This window comes from Rhizobium sp. GW821-FHT14E12 (assembly GCF_058803745.1).
In genome coordinates this window covers 518,969-540,022 of the sequence record NZ_JBXAPH010000001.1, presented here as the reverse complement: position 1 = coordinate 540,022, position 21,054 = coordinate 518,969, and the positions used below count along the sequence as shown (strand labels likewise).

Sequence of the window (21,054 nt, the reverse complement as noted above, 5' to 3'; positions counted from 1 at the left end):
TTGTTAGGAGAGTTATTAACATTCATCATACAATGAGAGGTTTAACTGGAACTCTGCCACATGACGAATCGAGTCCATATCGACGCCCCAGCGGGAATTATCGACATCGAAGGCGAGAAGGACTTTGTTGAGGGCCTGCTCGCCAAACTCTTCCCTCTGATCGAGGAGGTCGGCTTTGGCAGCCGCTCACAGAGTCAATCTAATGGTCAGGAGGTCGAGGACGATCCCTCCGTCGTTAGCGAAACAGAGCCTGCTGAGGATCCAGGCAAATCCAAGGTTAAACGGCGTAGGGTGAATACCCCGCCGAAAGGGCAGTCATGCGCCGACCGTATTCTGACGTTGAAGGCTGATGGCTTCTTCAAGAACCATCGTGGTGGAGCGGACATTGTCGCAGGACTGAAAGCAAAAGGCTGGACGCACAAAAACAACCAGGTAGCTGCCGCCGGCGAATCCCTTTTTAAGAGATCGCTTATTCAAAGAACCAAAGAAGGTAGCGGTCCCTGGATGTATTATTGGGATAGGAATTGACGCTTGAGTTCTGCCACCGTCCGCGACGCACTCTCGGTCTTACCTGACGGATTGAAAGACCAACTCATTTGCGAATTCGAGCAAGCACTGGCGGAGTACCGGGCGAGTGATTGGGAAAAAGTAGGACTCAAAGCGGGTAAGTTTTGTGAGGTAGCCTACTGTATCTGCGCCGGGCACGCGATTGGGACGTTTCCGGCCACTGCATCTAAGCCAACTAATTTCCAGAAGAGCTGTCTCGACCTAGAGCAGTACAACAAGACAGGGGGCAGATCTCTTTGTATACAAGTTCCTCGCATACTCCTAGGACTCTATGAGCTGCGGAACAACCGGGCTATCGGTCACGTGAGTAAGGAGGTCAGCCCTAACCACATGGATGCCGAATACTTCCTCCGTGGCATGAAGTGGGTCATGGCGGAGTTTGTTCGCCAGTTTTCTAAGCTGCCCTTGGATGATTCCCACGCTTTAGTAGAGGCGGTCACAGCTCGCATATTCCATGTCGTCTGGTCAAATCGTGACGTTCGACGCATCCTAGAGCCGGCCAAGACCGCGGGCCAGAAGGTGCTGATTCTGCTCTATGCTGAAGCTAAATCCACCAAGGTGGAGCAGCTTCAGAAGTGGGTGGAATACAAGAATGGGACCGATTTCAAACGCAAGGTATTGAGGGAGTTGCACAAAAAGGCACTGATCCATTTCGATCAGACTAACGGCACGGTAGAGATACTTCCTCCGGGGCAGACTCTTGTCGAGAAGTCTGGCCTACTGTTGATGGACGGCAAGTAGGATTATTAGTCATATACAGCGCGCTCGGTTGTGAAATATCCGAGCGACATTCGTTGATTGGATTGAACATCACTTTGGAAGAAGCGGCGCAGCCACCAACCTCAATCCCCCACCAAAGTAAAAACCCCACACGGCTGCACAATCCCCCGCAACACATGCTCGCTCAGCGGCATCAAAGCCATCCTCGTCTCCGCCGCGACCGCGTCCGAGATCAGCACGTTGTAGCCAAGCGGCTTGCAGAGGCCTTCGAGGCGGCTGACCAGGTTGACGGCTGGGCCGATGGCGGTGAAGTCCAGGCGGTCGGCGGCGCCGATGTTGCCCCATAGGATCTCGCCGAAATGCAGGGCCATGCCGAAGGGGAGCGGCGGCAGTCCTTGCGCTTGCCGCACGCCGTCGAGATGGGTCATGCCGGCGCGGACGGCGGCGGCGGCGCGCAGGGCCGCGTCGCAGGCTTCGCTCGGCGTGCTGGTGACCGGGAAAATTGCCAGCGCGCCGTCGCCGATGAATTTCAGCACCTCGCCGCCGAAGGCGTTCACCGAGCCGGTGACGCGGTCGAACCAGGCATCGAGGATGGCGATCACTGTCATTGGCTCCGTCACTTCGGACAGGGCGGTGAAATCGCGCAGGTCGGCGCAGAGGAGGGCCGCGCGGATTGTCTCGCCGGTGCCGCGGGAGAGCGAGCCGGCCTGCACGCGCGCTGCGCTGCGCCGGCCGAGATAGGCCTCGAGCAGCGCTGCCTGTGCCGCCCGCGCGGACAAGGCGGCCAAGGGTGCGGCGGCGAAGCGGGCGATCTCGTGCAGCCGGTCGGTCTCGGCGGGGCTAAAGGGTCGGGTTCCGGCCCAGCCCAGCAGCGGACTGTCCAGCGCCGCGCCGATCGTCGTTTCCTGTACCGGACCGAGCCCGGCCAGCCAGTCGTGCCCGGCTTGGCTGAGCGGACTGCCGGCGAAACCCAGCGCCTCGATCACATCACCGGTTTCCACCCGCCATAGCCAGGTGCGGCGGGCGATGATCGGATGCGGTACTGCGAGCGTCAGCGCGCCACCTGCCAGCGGCAGGCCGTCGGTCAGCAGCCGGCTGCCGAGTTCGGCGAGAAAGAATTCAGGGCCGGGCGAGGTGCCGGCCTCGTCAACCAGCCAGGCGAGGGGGGCGGGCAGATCCATGCTGCGATCATGCCATGGCGCCCAAGGGTTGTCATCCGCGCCATGGCGACGGTGATTCTTCCTGACAAGGTGCGCCGTTCACCCCGAAAGGGTTATCAGCTCAGGAGAGGCAACGGCGGAAAGCTGTCACACCCTGCCGGAAAACGAGTCCGGAGGCGGCGTGCGCCCGGCTGCGACTTCGGCCAGCCGGCCGAGGTAATGCGCCCAGCCTTCCGCATGGCCGGCGCATTGGTCGGCATTCGGCAGGCCGGTATGGGTCAGGCGCAGCAATGTTCCGTCCGGTTGTTCGATCAGGTCGATCTCGACGAGGCTCGACCCCGGCGGTACAATTTCGCTGCCGTCCCAGCCGAAGCTGTAGGCGAGGCGATGCACCGGCACCACCTCGCGAAAGGAGCCGCGCGCAAAACGGGCGCCGGTGACATTGACGAGATAGAGCCCTCCGGGCTGAGGTTCGACCTGCGCCTCCGTTCCCATCCAGCGCAAAATCTTTTCCGGATCGGTCAGCAGGGCGAACACGGCGGCGGGTGGCGCCGCGATATGGGTCTCACGGCGGACGACGAGGGCCTCTTGCATGTCTCTCTCCCGTTGTTGTTATCGCTTGTCCTGCACTCGGCGGGGCATCTCCTCACCCGGCAGCATGTAGGCAAAAGCGCGATCTCAACAAGGGTAGCGTGTATCCTACCGCCCAGGTCGCCCCGTCTTGCCCTTGGTGCGGCTCTTGCGCTGTTTTTCGTCCACCGCATCCTCATAGGAGCCGACACCCGGCTTCGCCCGGATGACCGGCTTGTCCGGCAGCTTGCCCGTTACTGGCTTTTCGGTGCGGCCGACGGTCATTTCGTCGAGGCTGTTTTTGCGGAAGAGCGGTGTGCCGGCTTCGCTGCCGGGACGCATGTCGTCGAGGGTGGGTTTGGCAAAATAAGAGCCCTGCGTGCCGCCCTCTTGGTTCGAGGGGCGTTGCGATCCTGCCTCTTTACCTGCTGAGCCTTTCGCTCCGTCCTCATCCTGAGGTGCGGAGCCCGAAGGGCGGGGTTTCGATGAATTAGGACGGCCACTCTTGCCACTTTCGAGACTCTTGGCTTCCTCGCGGGCCATCGGATCGTCCATGACAGCCAGCTCCGCCGCCTTGAGGCGCTTGATCTCGTCGCGCAGTCTCGCGGCCTTTTCGAAGTCGAGATCGGCGGCGGCGTCGCGCATGGCTTTTTCCAGCGCGTTGAGATGGGCCTGCAGATTGTTGCCGACGAGATGACCGCCATCGGCGAAGCCCTTGCCGGAGACGCCGCCGATATCGGCGCGAACGTGGTCCTTTTCGTAGACGCTGTCGAGAATGTCGGAGATCCTCGCCTTCACCGATTCCGGCGTGATGCCGTGTTCGGTGTTGTAGATCATCTGCTTTTCGCGGCGGCGGCTGGTTTCCTCCATCGCCCGCTTCATCGAGCCGGTGATGTTGTCGGCATAGAGAATGACCTTGCCGTCGACGTTACGGGCGGCGCGGCCGATGGTCTGGATCAGCGAGGTCTCGGAGCGCAGGAAGCCTTCCTTGTCGGCGTCGAGAATGGCAACCAAAGCGCATTCGGGAATGTCGAGACCTTCGCGCAGCAGGTTGATGCCGACCAGCACGTCGAAGGCGCCCAGACGCAGATCCCTAATGATCTCGATGCGCTCCAGCGTGTCGATGTCGGAGTGCATGTAGCGGACGCGCACGCCCTGTTCATGCAGATATTCCGTCAGATCCTCGGCCATGCGCTTGGTCAGCACCGTGCAGAGGGTGCGATAACCCTTGGCGGCGGTCTCGCGGATCTCGCCGAGCACGTCGTCGACCTGACTGCGGGCGGAGCGAACTTCGACCGGCGGGTCGATCAGGCCGGTCGGGCGGATGACCTGTTCGGCAAAGACGCCGCCGGACTGGTCCATCTCCCATGCGCCTGGCGTCGCGGACACGGCGATCGTGTCCGGGCGCATGGCGTCCCATTCCTCGAAGCGCAGTGGCCGGTTGTCCATGCAGGACGGCAGGCGGAAGCCGTATTCGGCCAGCGTCGCCTTGCGCCTGAAGTCGCCGCGATACATGCCGCCGATCTGGCTGACCGAGACATGGCTCTCGTCGATGAACAGCAGCGCGTTGTCGGGGATATATTCGAACAGGGTCGGCGGCGGCTCGCCAGGGTTGCGGCCGGTGAGATAGCGCGAATAGTTCTCGATGCCGGCGCAGGAGCCGGTGGCTTCCAGCATTTCGACGTCGTAGCGGGTACGCTGCTCCAGGCGCTGCGCCTCCAGCAGGCGGCCGGCCTTTTCCAGCTCGGCGAGCCGGATCTTCAGCTCTTCCTTGATATGGCGGATGGCGCCGTTCAGCGTCGGGCGCGGGGTGACATAGTGCGAATTGGCGTAGATCTTAACCGATTTCAGGTCGCCGGTCTTCTGGCCGGTCAGCGGATCGAATTCGGTGATGGCGTCGATTTCGTCGCCGAACATGGAGATGCGCCAGGCGGCATCCTCCAGGTGGGCCGGGAAGATTTCGATCGTGTCGCCGCGCACGCGGAAGGAGCCGCGAATGAAATCCATGTCGCGGCGCTTGTATTGCTGCGCCACTAGGTCGGCGAGCAGTTGGCGCTGATCCAGCCGGTCGCCGACATTCATCTGGAAGGTCATCGCCGTGTAGGTCTCGACCGAGCCGATACCGTAGATGCAGGAGACCGAGGCGACGATGATGCAGTCGTCGCGCTCCAGCAGCGAGCGGGTTGCCGAGTGGCGCATGCGGTCGATCTGTTCGTTGATCGAGCTCTCCTTCTCGATGAAGGTATCCGAGCGCGGCACATAGGCTTCCGGCTGGTAGTAGTCGTAATAGGAGACGAAATACTCCACCGCGTTGTCGGGGAAGAAATTCTTGAATTCGGAATAGAGCTGCGCGGCCAGCGTCTTGTTCGGCGCGAGGATGACGGCGGGGCGCTGCGTCGCCTCGATCACCTTGGCCATGGTGAAGGTCTTGCCGGAGCCGGTGACGCCGAGCAGCACCTGGCTGCGGTCGCCATTATCAAGGCCCTCAACGAGGTCGCGAATGGCGGTCGGCTGGTCGCCGGCGGGCTCATAGTCCGAAACCATGCGGATCGGGATACCGCCTTCGGATTTGTTCGGCCGGGCAGGGCGGTGCGGCGTCCAGAGCTTGCCGTCCTTGAAAAGCGGATTGCCGCTCTCGATCAGCGCCGACAGAGCCTCGACTGTCGCCGTCACCGCAGTGCCGGCATTGGCGGCATTCTCCAGCGAGGTGTCCATGCCGGAGACCGGATTGAGGCCGGCAGCCGCGCGCGTTTTCGGATCGGTCGAGCCGCCCATCGAGGTGCCGCGTCCTGATTTGGAGGCGGCGATTTCCACTTTCTTGCGGTGCTTGCCGGCCTTGGAGGCGATCTGCCGCTGCGTCTCGATGCCGGATGTCTCGGCTTCCGATTCCAGTTGCTTCACCCAGTCGGCGACGCCGCCGCTGAGCGGCGCGCCTTCAAACGGTGCTTGCGGCGCCTCTTCGAAACCGGTCGGGGTGGGGGGCTTTTTCGGTGATCTGGCCATGCGGCGAATATGGCGAGAGTCAGCGCCGATGTGAAGGGGGGAAGAGTACAAAAGGGAAACAAGCGGTGGTTTTTTCCGTTCGCCGAATATGTCAAATGTGTTACAAGCCAAAGCAGGCTGGTGCGTTATCGCCGATCCCGTCGGCATAGCGCGATCCTCACAGGCGCCAAGGGAGGAGCCGGCCACAACGTCGATAAGCCCGGTTCCTGCCGGGTCCCCCCAGCTTCGACGGCATCCGGACTTTGCCCGCCTCGCCGCCGCCATCCGGTCGGAGGATCATGATGACCGCATTGGATAGCTTACGTTCCTTGTCCCCCCAGCAACGCAACACCGTCATAGCAGCCTATCTCGGCTGGACGCTGGATGCTTTCGATTTTTTCATATTGGTTTTTGTTCTCAAGCATATAGCGGAGGAATTTCACACCGATGTTCCGGCGGTTGCGGTGGCGATCTTCTTGACGCTCGCCATGCGGCCTCTTGGGGCGCTGATTTTCGGCTATGCCGCCGACAAATATGGCCGGCGCGTGACGCTGATGGCAGACGTGCTGCTCTATTCGGTGTTCGAGTTCCTCACAGGCTTTTCGACCGGCCTGACCATGTTCCTCGTGTTGCGTGCGCTCTTCGGCATCGCCATGGGCGGGGAATGGGGTGTCGGCGCTTCCTTGACGATGGAAACCGTGCCTGAGGAGTCACGCGGTATTGTCTCCGGCATCCTGCAGGCCGGTTATCCCTCCGGTTATCTGCTGGCGTCGATCGTGTTCTTCCTGCTGTTTCCGGTGATCGGCTGGCGCGGCATGTTCATGGTCGGCGCTCTGCCGGCGCTGCTGGTGCTCTATATCCGCCGCAACGTCGAGGAGTCGCCGGCTTTCGTGGAGAGGCAGAAGAGGCCGCAACGGCCGTTCTTCACCGTGTTGCGTGAGAATATCCCGCTGTTCCTGTGGGCGGTGCTGTTGATGACGGCATTCAATTTCCTCAGCCACGGCACCCAGGATCTCTACCCGACCTTCCTCGAAACCCAGCGTCAATATGACAGCCACACCGTCGGCGCCATCGCCATCGTCTACAATATCGGCGCGATGATCGGCGGGCTGACCTTCGGGGCGCTGTCGCAGCGGATCGGCCGGCGGCGGGGCATCGTTATCGCGGCGCTACTGGCAATCCCGATCGCGCCGCTTTGGGTCTATGCACATGGACCGGTCATGCTCGCCATCGGCGCCTTCCTGATGCAGTTCTTCGTGCAGGGCGCATGGGGTATCGTGCCCGTGCATCTCAACGAGCTGTCGCCGGACGAGATACGCGGTACGTTCCCCGGTTTCGCCTATCAACTCGGCAATCTGCTGGCCTCGGGCAATGCGTCGATTCAGGCGGGCCTGGCGGTGCATTGGAACGGAGACTATGCTTTTGCGTTGTTGATTGTAGCGGTGATCGTCGCTGCCGTGGTCGCGGTGCTTGCCGGTTTCGGCTTCGAGAAGAAGGATATCCGCTTCGGCGGGAAGGGAGTGGAGGAGACTCCCGGCACGCTGCCGATCTAGATCGCGGCGCCCCGTCGAAGCATGGCCGGTGGCACTGTAGTGCCGCCGGCCGCCACAGTCTATTTGCCGCAAATTTCGGAGATCTTCGCCTGCGCGAAACCGCGGGCAAGCTCCTGCATGCCGCCGACGGAGGATATCAGGTCACCGATCGGGCCGCTGATGCCGACATGCGAATCGGTGATGCGGCAGGCGCCAACATCGACCGTCACCGAGGCTTCCAGCTGCCCCTTCACCGTTGCCTGCAACACGCCATGTGATTTGCAGGCGATATCGGCATGGGCGTTGATCTGCACGCCGCCGGGCGCACTGCATACATCCAGCGATTTGACCTCGAATTTTTCCTTGTGATCGAGGCCCGGCAGCTTCTTACAGGGGTCCGCTTCGTTCACCGATTTTTCGATCTGCGGGCCGAATTTGCTCTGGAGCAGCGACCAGCAGGAACCGGGTGCTGCCTGAGCCGGCGTGGATGCCATGGGCAGGGGTGACAGCGGCAGGACGAAGGCGACAGCCAGCAGTCCCATGCGGAGTGGTGGAAGGAGCAAGGAGGGCAGTGCAACGGATGTCTTGGTCACGACGGTCGATCCCTTGGCGGCGAGGATGGGAGGCAGCGGTATTCTTCACCCATGGAGCCGATGTAGCAATGCCGTATCTGCGGCAAAGATGAGGCGCAATGGCTCAGGCCTTGATCACTTTACAGCCGCTGAAGCGATCATAAAGGGTTTTGCCGCGCCAGACGACCAGGGGATAAATCCACCATATGAGGCCAAAGATGAGGACAATTGCGGTCAATGCGTCTGAAACCGTAAGGCCTACCGTTGTGACGATGTCGCCATCACGCGCCTGCTGGATGAGGTGATCGACATCGGGCTGCACCGGTTTCACGGCGAAGAACCAGATGATGTTGAGGAGGGCGAGGATGATGATCGGCAGGAATTTCAACACCTCGCGTTTCAACTCCGTGCTGAACCCGGGCGGTCCGCCGTCGACCGTCGCGACATGGAGCGACAGCAAGCGTTTTCCGGGCATACGACGGCCGTTTGCCGAGCCATAAGCGAGGGCGAGCGGCATGATGAGCAGCACGACCACGGACATCAGTGTGTTGACGGCCGTCCCCGGATCCACGGGGCTGCCGCTTTTATCGACCGCAGCTGAAAACGATCGGGTGTAGGTCATCGCGCCATCGTGCGATGAGACGGATGAAAGGAACTGATCGTAACCTTCGCTGCCGAGCCAGGAGATGTGGCACAGTCGATTGGCGCGTGTTTCCCCAGGCTTCAGCGGCCATTGTGCTTCGACCTTCTCGACCAGAGGTCCGGATGCGGCCGGCGAACATTGCCTATTCTGGAAGAGCGGGACGCTCAGGTTCCACGGCGTCACCGTCGACAGTACGAAAAACAGGAGAACCAGTGCGATCTCGATGATGATGACATCGATAAGATATGCGATCGCCCGTCGCCAGAAATGCCGCGGCGGTAGACTGCTGAATTGTGGTGCGGCACTCATGAGGTCTCCGATTCTGATCCGAAGCGTTAGGCTACGCTGCTCCGGCAATCGACCAACCTCGTTGCGCAGCTATCCTGTGATCATTTCGCTCCATTTTTGTACTGCCGTCACTGCTGCATTTCAGCGCAGGGCTCCACTCTTGAAATTTTAGGGGTTAGCTGGTCATTGTGCGGCCCATTCGTTCTATTCATAAGGATTCCTCATGCCCTCCTTGCTAAGCCCGGCCGCCATATGGCCGATCATCATGTTATTTGCCTCCAATATTTTCATGACCTTTGCCTGGTACGGGCATCTGAAGCACAAGAGCACCGCGATCTTCATCGCCATCATCGTCAGCTGGGGCATTGCCTTCTTCGAATATTGTCTGGCGGTGCCGGCCAATCGCATGGGCTCGGCCGTCTATTCGACAGCGCAGTTGAAGACCATGCAGGAGGTGATCACGCTGATCGTGTTCTCCGGCTTCTCGGTCTTCTGGCTCGGCGAAAACCTGACCTGGAACCATGCCATCGGCTTCGCGCTGATCGCCGTCGGCGCCTCCTTCATTTTCCGGGGTTGAGGGGAAGAGCCGCTAGGCAGCGCGGCTCATTCGTCCTATGATTCGAATGGACAGGCCGGCGGGACCTTTGAGGAGAGGCTGTCGGCCAATAATGTTACGGGAGGTAGCATGTCGGGTTCGTTGCGGTCGGTATTGAATGAAACGGCCTCCGGCCCGGCGCCGCTGGAGGCGAACGGCAAGATCCTGTCGATGGCACCGCATCGTTTCGGCTATCTCCAGCCCACCGATGCCGCCACCGACATCGCGATGTTGCGTGCGCAATTTCAGGAGCATGGCTATCTCTGGCTCAAGGGATTTCTGAAACGCGACGACGTGCTCGACTTCCGTGCCTGGGGGTTCGGACATCTGATGGATACGGGGCTTCTTCAGCCGGGCTCCGACCCGGTGATTGGCCTTGCTGCGAATGGGGAAGCCGACAAGTCGCTTGCCGATCGGCGGCTGATGTCATTGGTGCGTTCGGTGGCCTATGAAGGTTTCTGTACCCAGCCGAGGATCGCGTCCTTCATGGACGAGTTCGTGCAGGGCATCTCCTATCTTCATAAGCGGAAGATCATGCGCTTCACCCGCCCGAACACCGGCGTTGTCACGCCCGCGCATTATGATCTGGTCTATCTGCGCGGCGGTACCAGCCGTATCGTCACGGCCTGGATCCCGATCGGCGATATCCCGGTCGATATGGGCGGTCTCGTCTATCTCGAGGGTTCGCACCGGATCGGTGCCGAAATGGAGAAGGAGTTCGCGATCAAGGGCGCGGCGCTTACGGCGGAGGAACGCGTCAGCGCCTTCAACAAGAACATGACGGAAGGCGGCTGGGTTTCCAAGGATCTGCCGGATATGGCCGAGCGTTTCGATACGCGCTGGCTTGCCGCCGATTACGAGGCTGGCGATATCGTGCTGCACAGCCCCTACATGATCCATGCGTCCACGACCAATCGCGATCCGCTTGGCCGCCTGCGCCTGTCGACCGATATTCGTTACCAGAATGTCGAGGACGAGATCGACGCCCGATGGAGCAACCATTGGACCCTCGGGGACATGCTCTGAGTGAAATCGTCCCGCTCAGTTCATCTGATCGAGAATGCTCTGCGCCGGCGTATATCCTTGCGCGGCGGCTTTGCGGAACCAGGCGATCGCCATGTTGCGGTCCCTCGTGACGCCGTCGCCGCGAAGATAGGCGTAGCCGAGGTGGAATTGCGCTTTGGGCAGGCCTTGGTCGGCGGCCTTGGCAAACCAGCCGATGGCCTGGGCATAATCCTGCGGAACACCTTTGCCGAGGGCATAAAGGCTGCCGATACTGTCTTGCGAAGCCGCGTCGCCCTTGTCCGCCAAAGACTGCCAGGAGGCGAGGGCACTGCTGTAATCGCCCTTGTCGTAGGCCGCTTGCCCATCCTCGGCATGGGCATGAAAGGCGATCGAGAGTGCAAGCGTCAGTCCGAGGCCTATCTGTTTGAGCCGCATCCGGCGATCTCCCATCCGTGATTTCAGTTCGTGAAAGAGCTAGGCCTATCCCCGCTGCCCGGGCAAGGTCGGGGACGGCCGCGTTTGTCCGGTCGCCTCAGATCGGAATGCTTTTCCGCTGCAACGGCATATCCTCATTGCCATCAGGTTCACTATCGTCGCCATTCATCTCCTTGGCTCGGCTGAACCACTCCAGGGACTTCACCCGATCCGCGGGCACGCCGTCGCCATCGCGATACATGACACCGAGATTGAGAGCCGCATCGGCGTAATTCTCGGCAGCGGCCTTTTCGAACCAGCCGACCGCTTCGGGACCGTTCTTCGCTACACCTTCGCCATCGCGATACATCACGCCGAGATTATATTCGGCCTCGACGTCTCCCTGATCCGCCGCCTTGCGAAACCAGGAGACGGCTTCGGCGTCATCTTCAACGATTCCATCGCCATCGGCATACATGGTGCCAAGATTATATTGCGCGTCGGCGTCGCCCTGGTCGGCGGCCTTGCGGAACCAGGCGACGGCTTGAGCGCCGTCTTTCGGCACTCCGGCGCCATCGCGGTACATGACCGCGAGGTTGTATTGCGCCTCGATCTTGCCCTGGTCGGCCGCTTTGCGATACCAGGCGAGAGCCTGATCGCTGTTCTTGGTTATGCCTTCGCCGCTGTCGTACATGATGGCGAGATTATATTGTGCATCGACATTGCCCTGGTCGGCGGCCTTCCGATACCAGGCGATGGCCTGGCTCTTGTCCTGATCGACGCCATCGCCGTTGTCGTACATCACCCCGACATTGAACTGCGCGTCGGCATTTCCCTGTTCGGCCGCCTTGCTGTACCAGACGAAAGCCAGGGTCCTGTCCTTGGGTACGCCTTCACCCTCGTCATACATGACGCCAAGATTGTATTGCGCGTCGGCATAGCCTTGATCGGCAGCCTTGCGGTACCAGAGAATGGCCTGTGCATGGTCCTTGGCGACGCCTTCGCCATTATCGTACATGGCGCCGAGATCGAATTCGGCCTTTGCATTGCCCTGTTCGGCTGCCTTGCGATACCACTTGAGAGCCTGCTTGAGATCTTTATCGATGCCATCGCCCAGCTTGTACATTTCGCCGAGCTTCAGTTGTGCCGTCGCATCGCCCTTGTCTGCGAGCGGACGCCAATACTCCAGCGCCGCCTTGTAGTCGCCCTGGTCATAGGCATTTTGTCCGGTATCGGCATGGGCAAGGCCGCTGGATGCCAGCGCGAAGAACAGTGCGATGGCTGCTCGCTTAAAATGCACAATCTACCCCTCAATCAGTCGTCTTTTGTCTGTGAATACTAAATGATGTGACAGGCGAGGGCGCAAGGCGCCTCCGCGCGCATACATGATCGGCTTATGGCAATAGCGTTGCCAGTATCTGCAGAATGATCCAGCCGGGTGTGTCGCCTTGGCTGGTCGTTTTGGTCGGTTTGTTGCCCTCTGGGCTGGCGCTCTTGAGTGGGTGTTCGCCATTCGCGGCCATGTAGCTCAAGCTATGTTGCGCTTCCGGCAACCCCTGGTCCGCTGCCTTACGGAACCATTTGGTGGCCTGGCCGATATCTTTCGGCACGCCGTCGCCGCTATAGTACATGGAGCCGAGGCCGTACTGGGCGCGGGCGTTGCCTTGCTCCGCGGCCTTGCGGAAGAAATCCGCCGCGTGCCCATAGTCCTTGGGAACGCCGCTGCCATCGTAATAGAGATGGCCGAGGGCATATAGGCCTTCCGCGCTGCCCTGGTCGGCCGCCTTGCGGTACCAGATGGCCGCCTTGCCCTTGTCCGGTGTTATGCCGTGACCCTTGTCATAGATATAGCCAAGCGCATATTGCGCGTCCGGATGGCCTTGTTCGGCCGATTTGCGATACAATTCCAGCGCCTTGGCATCGTCCTTGGGGAGGCCACGGCCGTCGGTATACATGGTGGCCAGGGCGTATTCGCCCTGCGCGTCGCCTTGAGCCGCCGCCTTGCGATACCATTCGACAGCGACGTCGTTGTTGACCGGCACGCCCTTGCCGTTGGCGTAGAGATAGCCGACGGCATATTGCGCATCGGCGCGGCCCTGATCGGCGGCCTTGCGATACCATTGCAGCGCGAGCTTATAATCCCGGGGAACGCCGAGGCCGTTGGCGAAGCTGTAGCCAAGCCCATACTGTGCGTCGGCACGGCCCTGCTCGGCGGATTTCTTGTACCAGGAATAGGCCTGAGCATCGTCCTGATCGACGCCCCGGCCGTTGGTGTAGGCATAGCCGAGGGCGTATTCGCCCTGGGGGTCGCCCTGATCCGCCGATTTTTGATACCAGTCGATCGCCAGGCTTTGGTCAGCAGCCGTGCCGAGACCTTTCTCGTAAATATAGCCAAGCGCATACTGTGCATCGCTGCGACCCTGATCCGCCGCCTTGCGATACCAGCCAAGCGCGATCGCATCGTCTTCGCGCACGCCGAGGCCATGCCCATACATGTAGCCGAGCGCATATTGCGCCTGTGCCTGGTCCTGGTCAGCGGATTTCTGGTACCAGCCGACCGCCTGCTCGTTATCGACATCCGTGCCGCGGCCGTTGGCGTAGGAATAGCCGATGGCATACTGCGCGTCGGCGTAGCCCTGTTCGGCGGCTTTGCGATACCAGGTATTTGCTTGTTTCAGGTCCTTATCGACGCCGAGACCGTTGGAATACATGTAGGCGAGGGCGTATTCGGCCTGCACATTGCCCTGGGCTGCCGCCTTTCGATACCATTGCACGGCCTGTGCGTCGTCTCGCTCCACGCCGAGGCCCTTGGTGTAACGATAGCCGAGGCCGTATTGGGCGGCCGCATTGCCACTTTTGGCGAATTGCACCCAATATTTCAGCGAGATCGATGTGTCGTCAGGCGCCGGCGCGGGATCTTCGGCATGGGCAAGTGGCGCGAGCGAAAGGGCTACCGCCAGTCCAAATGCCAATCTTCCGATTTTCAAAGCTTACTCTCCCCGCCTGCGCGCTGAAGCGCAATCGATCTGAACAATATGGCGATGTCTTGGCCGCTGGCTGCAACGCCTGGGGATGGCCGCTGTTTTCTCGCTGCCTCTATCCCGGCAAGACATCATAGAGCCGGAAGATCCAGGTGATCTGATAGATCAAGCCGATCGTCACGAAGGCGGCCTGGAAGCGTCTGTTGGCGGTGATGGCGGCAATGATGCAGAGGACGATGTAGACGATGTTGCGGGTCGGATATTCCCAGCCGAGCGATCGAAAATAGGTCTCTCCCTTGAGCAGCGTGTCGATCAGATCGACGGCATAGGTGACAGCGAGAAGGCCGAAGAACCAGCGCCGGCGGGAGATGAAATATTCCTCGAAGCCGCCATAGTCCTCGATCGAGGGAGGGTTCAGGAGCACGCAGAGGAAATAGAACAGACAGCAGAAACAGATGAGGAAGAGGTAGACGCCGAAACTGATCTCGGCCACGGATTGCAGCCGATATTCCCACCACCAGAAATGGATGATGAACAGGAACATCGACAGGATCCAGCCGAGATGCACGAAATAGACGCGGTGTTTGCCCGGCGCTTGCACGAAGCCGGCGAGCCGCGTCAGGAGCTGAGCGAGCGAAAGGCCGATGACCATGCTCATGACAGTCCTGATATAGACATAGACCTCGGGCGTCCGCGCGGCTTCCATCATCCTGTCAGCTCTCCGCGGGAACCGGCTTCGGCGCACCGTTCTCGTCGAGCGCGACCATGATGAACGTCCCGGCGATGACCTTCTCCATCTGGTTATAGCGCGAGCGGTGCGCCCAGGCTTCGACGATGAGCGTGATGGAGGTACGGCCGACGCGTTCAATCTCGGTATAGACGCTCAGCGTATCGCCGATCTTCACCGGCAGTTCGAACGCCATTTCTTTGACGGCGGCGGTGACGACGCGGCCACGGGCGCGCTCGGCGGCGCGAATGCCGCTCGCCAAGTCCATCTGCGCCATGACCCAGCCACCGAAGATATCGCCGGCGGGGTTGGCATCGGCGGGCATGGCCAGCGTGCGCAGGGTCAGCTCGCCTCTCGGCTTGGGGCTGTCATTCATTCACTCGCTCCTATGGCTCAAGGCTTGATTCCGGCGATCAGCCTACGCAATCGGGCCGGGATGGGGAAGCTTCGTCGATGTGTCGTCACCAGGCAATCGTGCCCGAGGGTGATCATTTCCAGTAAGCTTCCCGCTAATCGCGGCCATCCCACGGGATGCCCCTCATGGGCGGTAAGTATTCATTCACCGTTTTTATTTAATCTTCGTAAGTGTTGTCGACCGTGGCTGGGGCAGCGAGAGCGGATCCGAAGTATGGCGTATTTATCCTTTCTGCGGCGGGCGGCGCTGCCTTTGCTGTTGTCGTCGGCGCTGGTCGCCTGCACGGCCGACAGTCTTGTGCCGCCGTCGGGCATCGACAGCAGCCGTGTAAGCTCGATCAAGCCGCATCGCAGCGTGTCGTCGCGGCAGTTCACCTATCAGGGTGGCCAGGCGCCCGTGAACTCCGCGTCCGCCAACTATGCCAACACCTACGATTCTTCCGGCAACCCGCAGGCTGTGGCCAGGCAAGTTCGCCTGCCGACGAATGGCAGTGATGAGGCCGTGACCACCACGGATGTCGAGCAGGGCCTGGCGCAACAATCGAACGCGCAGTCCCAGGGCGTCAACATGGATGCCGAACTCGGCGTCGGTCCGAGCGAAGAGGCGCAGTCCGGTTCGGTCGTTGGGCTGGCGCAGGAAGAAGAACAGAACATTGCGGAAGGCCAGACCGATCAGCCTGTTGTTGACGGCATCGGTTCCGATGCGCCGGTGCAGACCAACCGCTCGATCATTCAGCGCCCGGCCGGGCAGGCCGAACTCAACCAGTCGCCGATCCGCCGGCAGCAGCCGGATACGCAGCTGGCAATGCTGCCCCGCGTCGATAATCCGATGCCGCGCATCGATCGGCAGATGGAGGCGCCTCAGTCATCGCCCGGCGCCATGCCGGCTTCGGAAATCGCCTGCCGACAAGAATTGCAGCGCATGGGTGTCGTTTATACCGACAAGCCGGCGATCTCGAACGGCCCGGCCTGCCAGGTTCCTTACCCGGTTTCGCTGAGCGGCCTCTCCGGCAATATCGCCGTCAGGCCGGCGGTGACCCTGAATTGCCAGGTGACGCTTGCCTTCGCGAAATGGGTCAAGAACGAATTGGCGCCGGCGGCGCGCACACGCTACTGGTCGGGCATCGGTACGATCGTTCCCCTGGGAGGCTATTCCTGCCGGCGGATGAACAACAGCCGGCAACGCTACAACCCGATGTCGGAACATGCCCATGGCAACGCCATCGATGTCGGCACCTTCGTCCTGAAGAATGGCCATGTGATCGATGTACGCAAGAAGGGGCTGTTCGCCTTCCGCGAGGGACGGCTGCTGAAGGCGGTGCGCAGCGATAGTTGCCGCTATTTTGATACCGTGCTCGGCCCCGGCAGCAATGCCGAACACTGGAACCATTTCCACTTCGATCTCAGGGATCGCAAGGGCGGGCGACGTTATTGCAGTATGTGACGCCGGTTTGCTCATGAAGGGAATCGCAGTTAACTGCGGCGCACCAAGATAGGAGACGCATCCGATGGAAGACGTTCCGAGACGGAAGGGAAGCTTTGGGAAGGCGCTGATCGCTGCCCTCGTCGCGATCGTTCTGGTGATCGGTGGCCGCTGGTATGCCTATGTCGCCTATGCGGATGATCCTTTCGATGAAGTCGGCATCGGTCTCAACACGATGATGCCGGGTCCGATCCGCGAGAAGGGCTGTGCGATGCTGAAGGCGCGCTTCGAGAATAAGACGCTGCCGCCTGCGGGTTGCGGCGTGAACGGCAGCTGGTAATCCACCGCCCCTTTTGGCGATTGATCGATACTTAGCCGGCAAAAAGAAAAAAGCCGGCACGAGGGCCGGCTGTAGTGGTGCTCAGCAACGACAGGGGATCTTTGCTGGCTCCGGAAAAAACTATATCGCGCAATGACGCATGAAATATGGATACGAGGGCAATCAGTCTTCAAGTATCATCGGCGCTGACGCTGTCGCCAAGAGGCGTTGGGCGGGGTTGCGACAACCGTTGCTCACCTAAGGAAACATATGCCCGACGAAAGTCACGGTTTGATGACAACTTATTCGTTTAGGCGAACGCACTGTTCCGTCATGCGGGATGGTAAAAGCCTGTTCCCGGCTATATAGCGGGCAAACGCCGAGAAAATAACCACAAAGCCGGACTTTGCCTGCATCATGGCCCCGATCATTTCTATCCGCAATCTCACCAAGACCTATTCCAACGGGTTTCAGGCTCTGAAAGGTATCGACCTCGATATCGAACGGGGTGAAATCCTGGCACTGCTCGGGCCGAACGGCGCCGGTAAGACGACGATGATTTCCATCGTCTGCGGTATCGCCAATCCAAGCGGCGGCACTGTGATCGTCGGCGGTCATGACGTGGTAACGGAGTTTCGTGCCACGCGCGCAATGATCGGACTGGTGCCGCAGGAGCTGACCACAGACCTGTTCGAGACGGTGTGGAACACGGTGAGCTTTTCACGCGGTCTGCACGGCAAGAAGCGGAATCCAGCTCATATCGAGCGGGTTCTGCGCGACCTGTCGCTATGGGACAAGAAGGACAACATGCTGCGCCAGCTCTCCGGCGGCATGAAGCGGCGCGTGTTGATCGCCAAGGCGTTGTCGCACGAGCCCGAGATCCTCTTCCTCGATGAACCGACGGCGGGCGTCGATGTGACGCTGCGCAAGGATATGTGGCATGTCGTCGAGCGATTGCGCGCCAACGGCACCACCATCATCCTGACAACGCATTATATCGAGGAGGCCGAGGAGATCGCCGATCGCGTCGGCGTCATCAATGGCGGCAAGCTGCTGTTGGTGGAGGAGAAAAAGGCGCTGATGGCCAAGCTCGGCCGCAAGCAGCTTATCCTCGACCTGACGGAGCCGCTGGACGCCGTTCCGCCCTGTCTCGATGGCAACGGTCTGTCGCTGGGGCCGAACGGCACGACGCTGATCTATGATTTCGATGCCGAACATGAGCAGTCCAGCATCGCAGTGCTGTTGTCGCGCCTGTCGGCCGAGGGCATTCATTTCAAGGACCTGTCGACGCGCCAGAGCTCGCTCGAGGACATCTTCGTATCGCTGGTGGGAGAGAGCAAATGAACTTCGAGGCGATCAAGGCTATCTATGGTTTCGAAATGGCGCGCACGCGCCGCACGCTGTTGCAGAGCGTCGTCTCTCCGGTCATTTCGACGTCGCTCTATTTCATCGTCTTCGGTGCCGCCATCGGCTCGCGCATCCAGCAGGTTGAGGGCGTCTCCTACGGCGCTTTCATCACGCCGGGGCTGATCATGCTGGCGCTGCTCGGCCAATGCATCAGCAACGGTTCCTTCGGCATCTATTTCCCTAAATTTTCCGGCACGATCTACGAGATTTTGTCCGCACCCGTTGCCATGACTGAAATCGTGCTCGGCTATGTCGGGGCGGCCGCGACCAAGGGCATGCTGATCGGGCTGATCATCCTGCTGACGGCCAACTTCTTCGTGCATATCACCATCGAGCATCCGTTCATGATGATCCTGTTCTTCGTGCTGACGGCGGTGACCTTCAGCCTGTTCGGTTTCATGATCGGCATTTGGGCCGGGAATTTCGAGCAGCTCAACCTCATTCCGATGCTGGTCGTGCCGCCGCTGACCTTCCTTGGCGGCAGCTTCTATTCGATCAACATGCTGCCGCCCTTCTGGCAGGCAGTCAGCCACCTCAATCCGGTGCTCTATCTCGTCAGCGGCTTCCGCTGGAGCTTTTATGGCATTGCCGACGTCAATCCGGTGCTGAGCCTTGCGATGATCACGCTTTTCCTGCTCATCTGCCTCGCGACCCTGTGGTGGATTTTTAAGACGGGATATCGGTTGCGCAACTGATTGGCGGAGTATTTTTCCCGCAAACATGACGGTTGCAATCGCGGTTCTCGCGGCTCATAAACTCCGCGCCCATGTAAAAGGCGGAGCAGGGTGGCAGGTCATCGGGAAGCGGGGGCGAGATGACGGCCATGCAGCATGCCTGGGCATCCAAGTCGATCTTTTTGCAGGTGTTCCATGCCCATAGTCCCCCAGCAGCATTCACTGCCCGACGTTCTCTCGCGCCTCGACCGGTTGACCAATTGGGAGCGCAAGCCGCGCGGGGAGATGCGGGTCGGCCTTGAGCCTATGCTCGATCTCATGCAGCGGTTGGGCAATCCTCACCAGAGTTTCCGCGCCATCCATGTTGCCGGCACCAAGGGCAAGGGGTCCGTCTGCGCGCTTGTCGCCGCTGCCTTGCTGCGGGCAGGTTGGCGGGTCGGCCGTTATGCCTCACCGCATGTCGATCGCGTCAACGAGCGCATCAGCGTGTTGGGCCAAGAGGTCGAGGACGACCGTTTGGCGGAAGCGCTGGAAAAGGTGCTGGACAGCTACGAGCTTGCCAAGCGCGAGGCAACACCGGGCGAGGACGCAACCTGGTTCGATGTGATAACGGCCGCCGCTTTCGTCGTCTTCAGAGATGCCGGTCTGGATTGGGCCGTCGTCGAGGTCGGGCTCGGTGGGCGGCTGGACTCCAGCAACGTGGTCTTCGGCGAAGTTGCCATCGTTACCAATATCGAGCTTGAGCATACGGAAATTCTCGGCAACACGCGCGAGGCGATAGCGGCCGAGAAAGTCGGCATATTGAAGCCCGGCGCGACGCTTGCCACCACACTTGCCGCCACCGATACCGCCGGTCGTGTCTTGCAGGGGCGCGCCGATGAACTCGGTTGCCGCGTGTTGCGCACGGACGTTGCCGAGGATGCGACGATCGCGGACAGGAATGCCGCGTTGGTCGGCCTGGTTCTCGATTATCTGGGACAACAGGGTGAACGGGTGCGGGGGGAGGCCGAAGCGGGCGTCGCCATCGGCGCGTGGCTACTCGATCAGTCGGTTAGGGATAATGCGCGTCTGCCGGGGCGCATGGAGCGGTTTGCCTTCACACTTCCCTCCGTGTCGGCTACCGCGCGGCGCGTCGTGCCGATGGTGATGGACGGCGCGCATGTTCCGTTCAATCTCGAGGCTGTTTTGCGCGATATTACCCGCTCTTCCGAGATCAGCGGCAAGTGCGTCGCCATCGTCGCGCTGGCGTCCGACAAGGATGCAGTGGGCTTCCTGACGGTTCTGTCCCGATCCGTCGCTTATGCCGTCTTCACGGAAGCGTCCGGGTCCGGTCGCTCTCATCCGGCTGATGAATTGGCAACACTGGCGATATCCATGGGAATGGCGTGCGAAGCCGAGCCCGATCCGCGCAAGGCGCTCGACCGGGCTGCGGTGAAGGTATCGGAAGATGGCGGCTGGATCCTCGTGACCGGGTCGCTTTATCTTGTGGGAGCGCTGCGGGGCGCCGTGCTGGAAGGTGCCGGTTGACGATGGAAATCACTATTCGGCCGGCCGTTCCCGAGGACGCCGCGGCCATAGCCCGCCTGCACCTTGCGGTCTGGCGGGAAACCTATCTGGAGCTGGCCACGCCCGAAGCCTTTCGCATCATGGATGAGGCATTCCGGCGGGCGAGATGGACGGCCACCTTGTCCGAGCCGGGCCGCGATCAATTGGTGCTTCTCGCCGAGCAGAACGGGCGTTTGGTTGGCATTGGCGCGGCCGGCGCGCCATCATTGGCTCTCTTCGAGAGGCGGGGCGAGATACGATCGCTTTACGTCGATCCCGCCATCAAGCGTCAGGGCGTCGGTCGCCGCCTCATGCGCGAACTGGCGCTGCATCTGGCTGCCTTGAACTATCCCGGCGCGGCACTCGGCGTCGTCGTCGGCAACGATCCGGCAATTGCATTCTATCAGTTGCTGGGTGGGCGAATGACCGGGCGTTACACCGATCCCGGTCCGGTCTGGCGATCCGAAAATATCATCTTCGTATGGGATGATCTGTCGCTGCTGATGTAGCATCGCG

21 protein-coding genes are annotated in these 21,054 nt (G+C 60.7%); 11 read left to right on the top strand and 10 right to left on the bottom strand.

Translation table 11 applies throughout. The annotated features are described in order from the left end of the window. Positions 1 to 60 precede the first annotated feature (60 nt). Together AC1RO0_RS02670 and AC1RO0_RS02665 are read left to right on the top strand one after the other, a co-directional pair. Complete coding sequence (locus AC1RO0_RS02670; protein ID WP_498591417.1) at positions 61 to 528, top strand: hypothetical protein; 468 nt, start codon at positions 61 to 63, stop codon at positions 526 to 528. A 3-nt stretch (positions 529 to 531) separates the two neighbouring features. Continuing rightward, positions 532 to 1,308 carry a hypothetical protein gene (locus AC1RO0_RS02665; RefSeq protein ID WP_498591416.1) on the top strand — a complete coding sequence of 259 codons (777 nt, stop codon included), beginning with the start codon at positions 532 to 534 and terminating at the stop codon, positions 1,306 to 1,308. A 101-nt stretch (positions 1,309 to 1,409) separates the two neighbouring features. On the opposite strand, the gene AC1RO0_RS02660 is transcribed toward AC1RO0_RS02665, so the two are convergent. The 3 genes from AC1RO0_RS02660 to uvrB all read right to left on the bottom strand — a co-directional run bounded on the left by AC1RO0_RS02660 (position 1,410) and on the right by uvrB (position 6,020). Beyond that, positions 1,410 to 2,468 carry an adenylate/guanylate cyclase domain-containing protein gene (locus AC1RO0_RS02660; protein ID WP_498591415.1) on the bottom strand — a complete coding sequence of 353 codons (1,059 nt, stop codon included), beginning with the start codon at positions 2,466 to 2,468 and terminating at the stop codon, positions 1,410 to 1,412. Positions 2,469 to 2,594: 126 nt separating this feature from the next. Then, positions 2,595 to 3,041, bottom strand: coding sequence for an SRPBCC family protein (locus AC1RO0_RS02655; RefSeq protein ID WP_007696631.1), 447 nt, complete (start codon positions 3,039 to 3,041; stop codon positions 2,595 to 2,597). A 105-nt stretch (positions 3,042 to 3,146) separates the two neighbouring features. Beyond that, positions 3,147 to 6,020 (bottom strand): excinuclease ABC subunit UvrB, encoded by a 2,874-nt coding sequence (uvrB, locus tag AC1RO0_RS02650; RefSeq protein ID WP_498591414.1) that lies wholly within the window; start codon positions 6,018 to 6,020, stop codon positions 3,147 to 3,149. Between the two features lie 281 nt (positions 6,021 to 6,301). Here uvrB and AC1RO0_RS02645 point away from each other — a divergent pair, with 281 nt between their 5' ends. Next, a complete protein-coding gene (locus tag AC1RO0_RS02645; protein WP_498591413.1) occupies positions 6,302 to 7,552 on the top strand; it encodes an MFS transporter in 1,251 nt (416 codons plus the stop codon). Positions 7,553 to 7,611: 59 nt separating this feature from the next. Here the strand turns inward: AC1RO0_RS02645 and AC1RO0_RS02640 are convergent, their stop codons facing one another. Beyond that, the gene (locus AC1RO0_RS02640) at positions 7,612 to 8,124 is read right to left on the bottom strand and encodes a hypothetical protein (protein ID WP_498591412.1); all 513 of its coding nucleotides are present in this window, start codon (positions 8,122 to 8,124) and stop codon (positions 7,612 to 7,614) included. 103 nt (positions 8,125 to 8,227) lie between these two features. Further along, positions 8,228 to 9,055, bottom strand: coding sequence for an RDD family protein (locus tag AC1RO0_RS02635; RefSeq protein ID WP_498591411.1), 828 nt, complete (start codon positions 9,053 to 9,055; stop codon positions 8,228 to 8,230). A gap of 202 nt (positions 9,056 to 9,257) precedes the next feature. Between AC1RO0_RS02635 and AC1RO0_RS02630 the strand changes: the two genes are divergently transcribed. After that, the gene (locus tag AC1RO0_RS02630; RefSeq protein ID WP_498591410.1) at positions 9,258 to 9,611 is read left to right on the top strand and encodes a DMT family protein; all 354 of its coding nucleotides are present in this window, start codon (positions 9,258 to 9,260) and stop codon (positions 9,609 to 9,611) included. A 108-nt stretch (positions 9,612 to 9,719) separates the two neighbouring features. Then, a complete protein-coding gene (locus AC1RO0_RS02625; RefSeq protein WP_498591409.1) occupies positions 9,720 to 10,655 on the top strand; it encodes a phytanoyl-CoA dioxygenase family protein in 936 nt (311 codons plus the stop codon). Positions 10,656 to 10,670: 15 nt separating this feature from the next. Here the strand turns inward: AC1RO0_RS02625 and AC1RO0_RS02620 are convergent, their stop codons facing one another. The 5 genes from AC1RO0_RS02620 to AC1RO0_RS02600 form a co-directional block, all read right to left on the bottom strand. After that, positions 10,671 to 11,069, bottom strand: coding sequence for a tetratricopeptide repeat protein (locus AC1RO0_RS02620; protein WP_498591408.1), 399 nt, complete (start codon positions 11,067 to 11,069; stop codon positions 10,671 to 10,673). Positions 11,070 to 11,166: 97 nt separating this feature from the next. Then, positions 11,167 to 12,348, bottom strand: a complete 1,182-nt coding sequence (locus AC1RO0_RS02615; protein WP_498591407.1) for an SEL1-like repeat protein — start codon at positions 12,346 to 12,348, stop codon at positions 11,167 to 11,169. Between the two features lie 94 nt (positions 12,349 to 12,442). Continuing rightward, positions 12,443 to 14,035 carry an SEL1-like repeat protein gene (locus AC1RO0_RS02610; protein ID WP_498591406.1) on the bottom strand — a complete coding sequence of 531 codons (1,593 nt, stop codon included), beginning with the start codon at positions 14,033 to 14,035 and terminating at the stop codon, positions 12,443 to 12,445. A gap of 109 nt (positions 14,036 to 14,144) precedes the next feature. Beyond that, positions 14,145 to 14,735, bottom strand: a complete 591-nt coding sequence (locus AC1RO0_RS02605) for a hypothetical protein (protein WP_498592364.1) — start codon at positions 14,733 to 14,735, stop codon at positions 14,145 to 14,147. A gap of 7 nt (positions 14,736 to 14,742) precedes the next feature. Then, entirely contained in the window at positions 14,743 to 15,132 is a 390-nt protein-coding gene (locus AC1RO0_RS02600; protein WP_498591405.1) for an acyl-CoA thioesterase, read from the bottom strand. Positions 15,133 to 15,384: 252 nt separating this feature from the next. On the opposite strand from AC1RO0_RS02600, the gene AC1RO0_RS02595 reads away from it, so the two are divergent. The 6 genes from AC1RO0_RS02595 (at position 15,385) to AC1RO0_RS02570 (ending at position 21,047) form a co-directional block, all read left to right on the top strand. Beyond that, positions 15,385 to 16,614 (top strand): extensin-like domain-containing protein, encoded by a 1,230-nt coding sequence (locus tag AC1RO0_RS02595; RefSeq protein WP_498591404.1) that lies wholly within the window; start codon positions 15,385 to 15,387, stop codon positions 16,612 to 16,614. 64 nt (positions 16,615 to 16,678) lie between these two features. Further along, the gene (locus AC1RO0_RS02590; RefSeq protein ID WP_183693983.1) at positions 16,679 to 16,933 is read left to right on the top strand and encodes a hypothetical protein; all 255 of its coding nucleotides are present in this window, start codon (positions 16,679 to 16,681) and stop codon (positions 16,931 to 16,933) included. A gap of 396 nt (positions 16,934 to 17,329) precedes the next feature. Then, the gene (locus tag AC1RO0_RS02585) at positions 17,330 to 18,256 is read left to right on the top strand and encodes an ABC transporter ATP-binding protein (protein WP_498591403.1); all 927 of its coding nucleotides are present in this window, start codon (positions 17,330 to 17,332) and stop codon (positions 18,254 to 18,256) included. Continuing rightward, a complete protein-coding gene (locus tag AC1RO0_RS02580; protein ID WP_498591402.1) occupies positions 18,253 to 19,014 on the top strand; it encodes an ABC transporter permease in 762 nt (253 codons plus the stop codon). The genes AC1RO0_RS02585 and AC1RO0_RS02580 overlap by 4 nt, the downstream gene beginning before the upstream one ends. Before the next feature lie 174 nt (positions 19,015 to 19,188). Next, the gene (locus tag AC1RO0_RS02575) at positions 19,189 to 20,520 is read left to right on the top strand and encodes a bifunctional folylpolyglutamate synthase/dihydrofolate synthase (RefSeq protein ID WP_498591401.1); all 1,332 of its coding nucleotides are present in this window, start codon (positions 19,189 to 19,191) and stop codon (positions 20,518 to 20,520) included. A gap of 2 nt (positions 20,521 to 20,522) precedes the next feature. Continuing rightward, positions 20,523 to 21,047, top strand: coding sequence for a GNAT family N-acetyltransferase (locus AC1RO0_RS02570; RefSeq protein ID WP_498591400.1), 525 nt, complete (start codon positions 20,523 to 20,525; stop codon positions 21,045 to 21,047). Positions 21,048 to 21,054 lie beyond the last annotated feature (7 nt).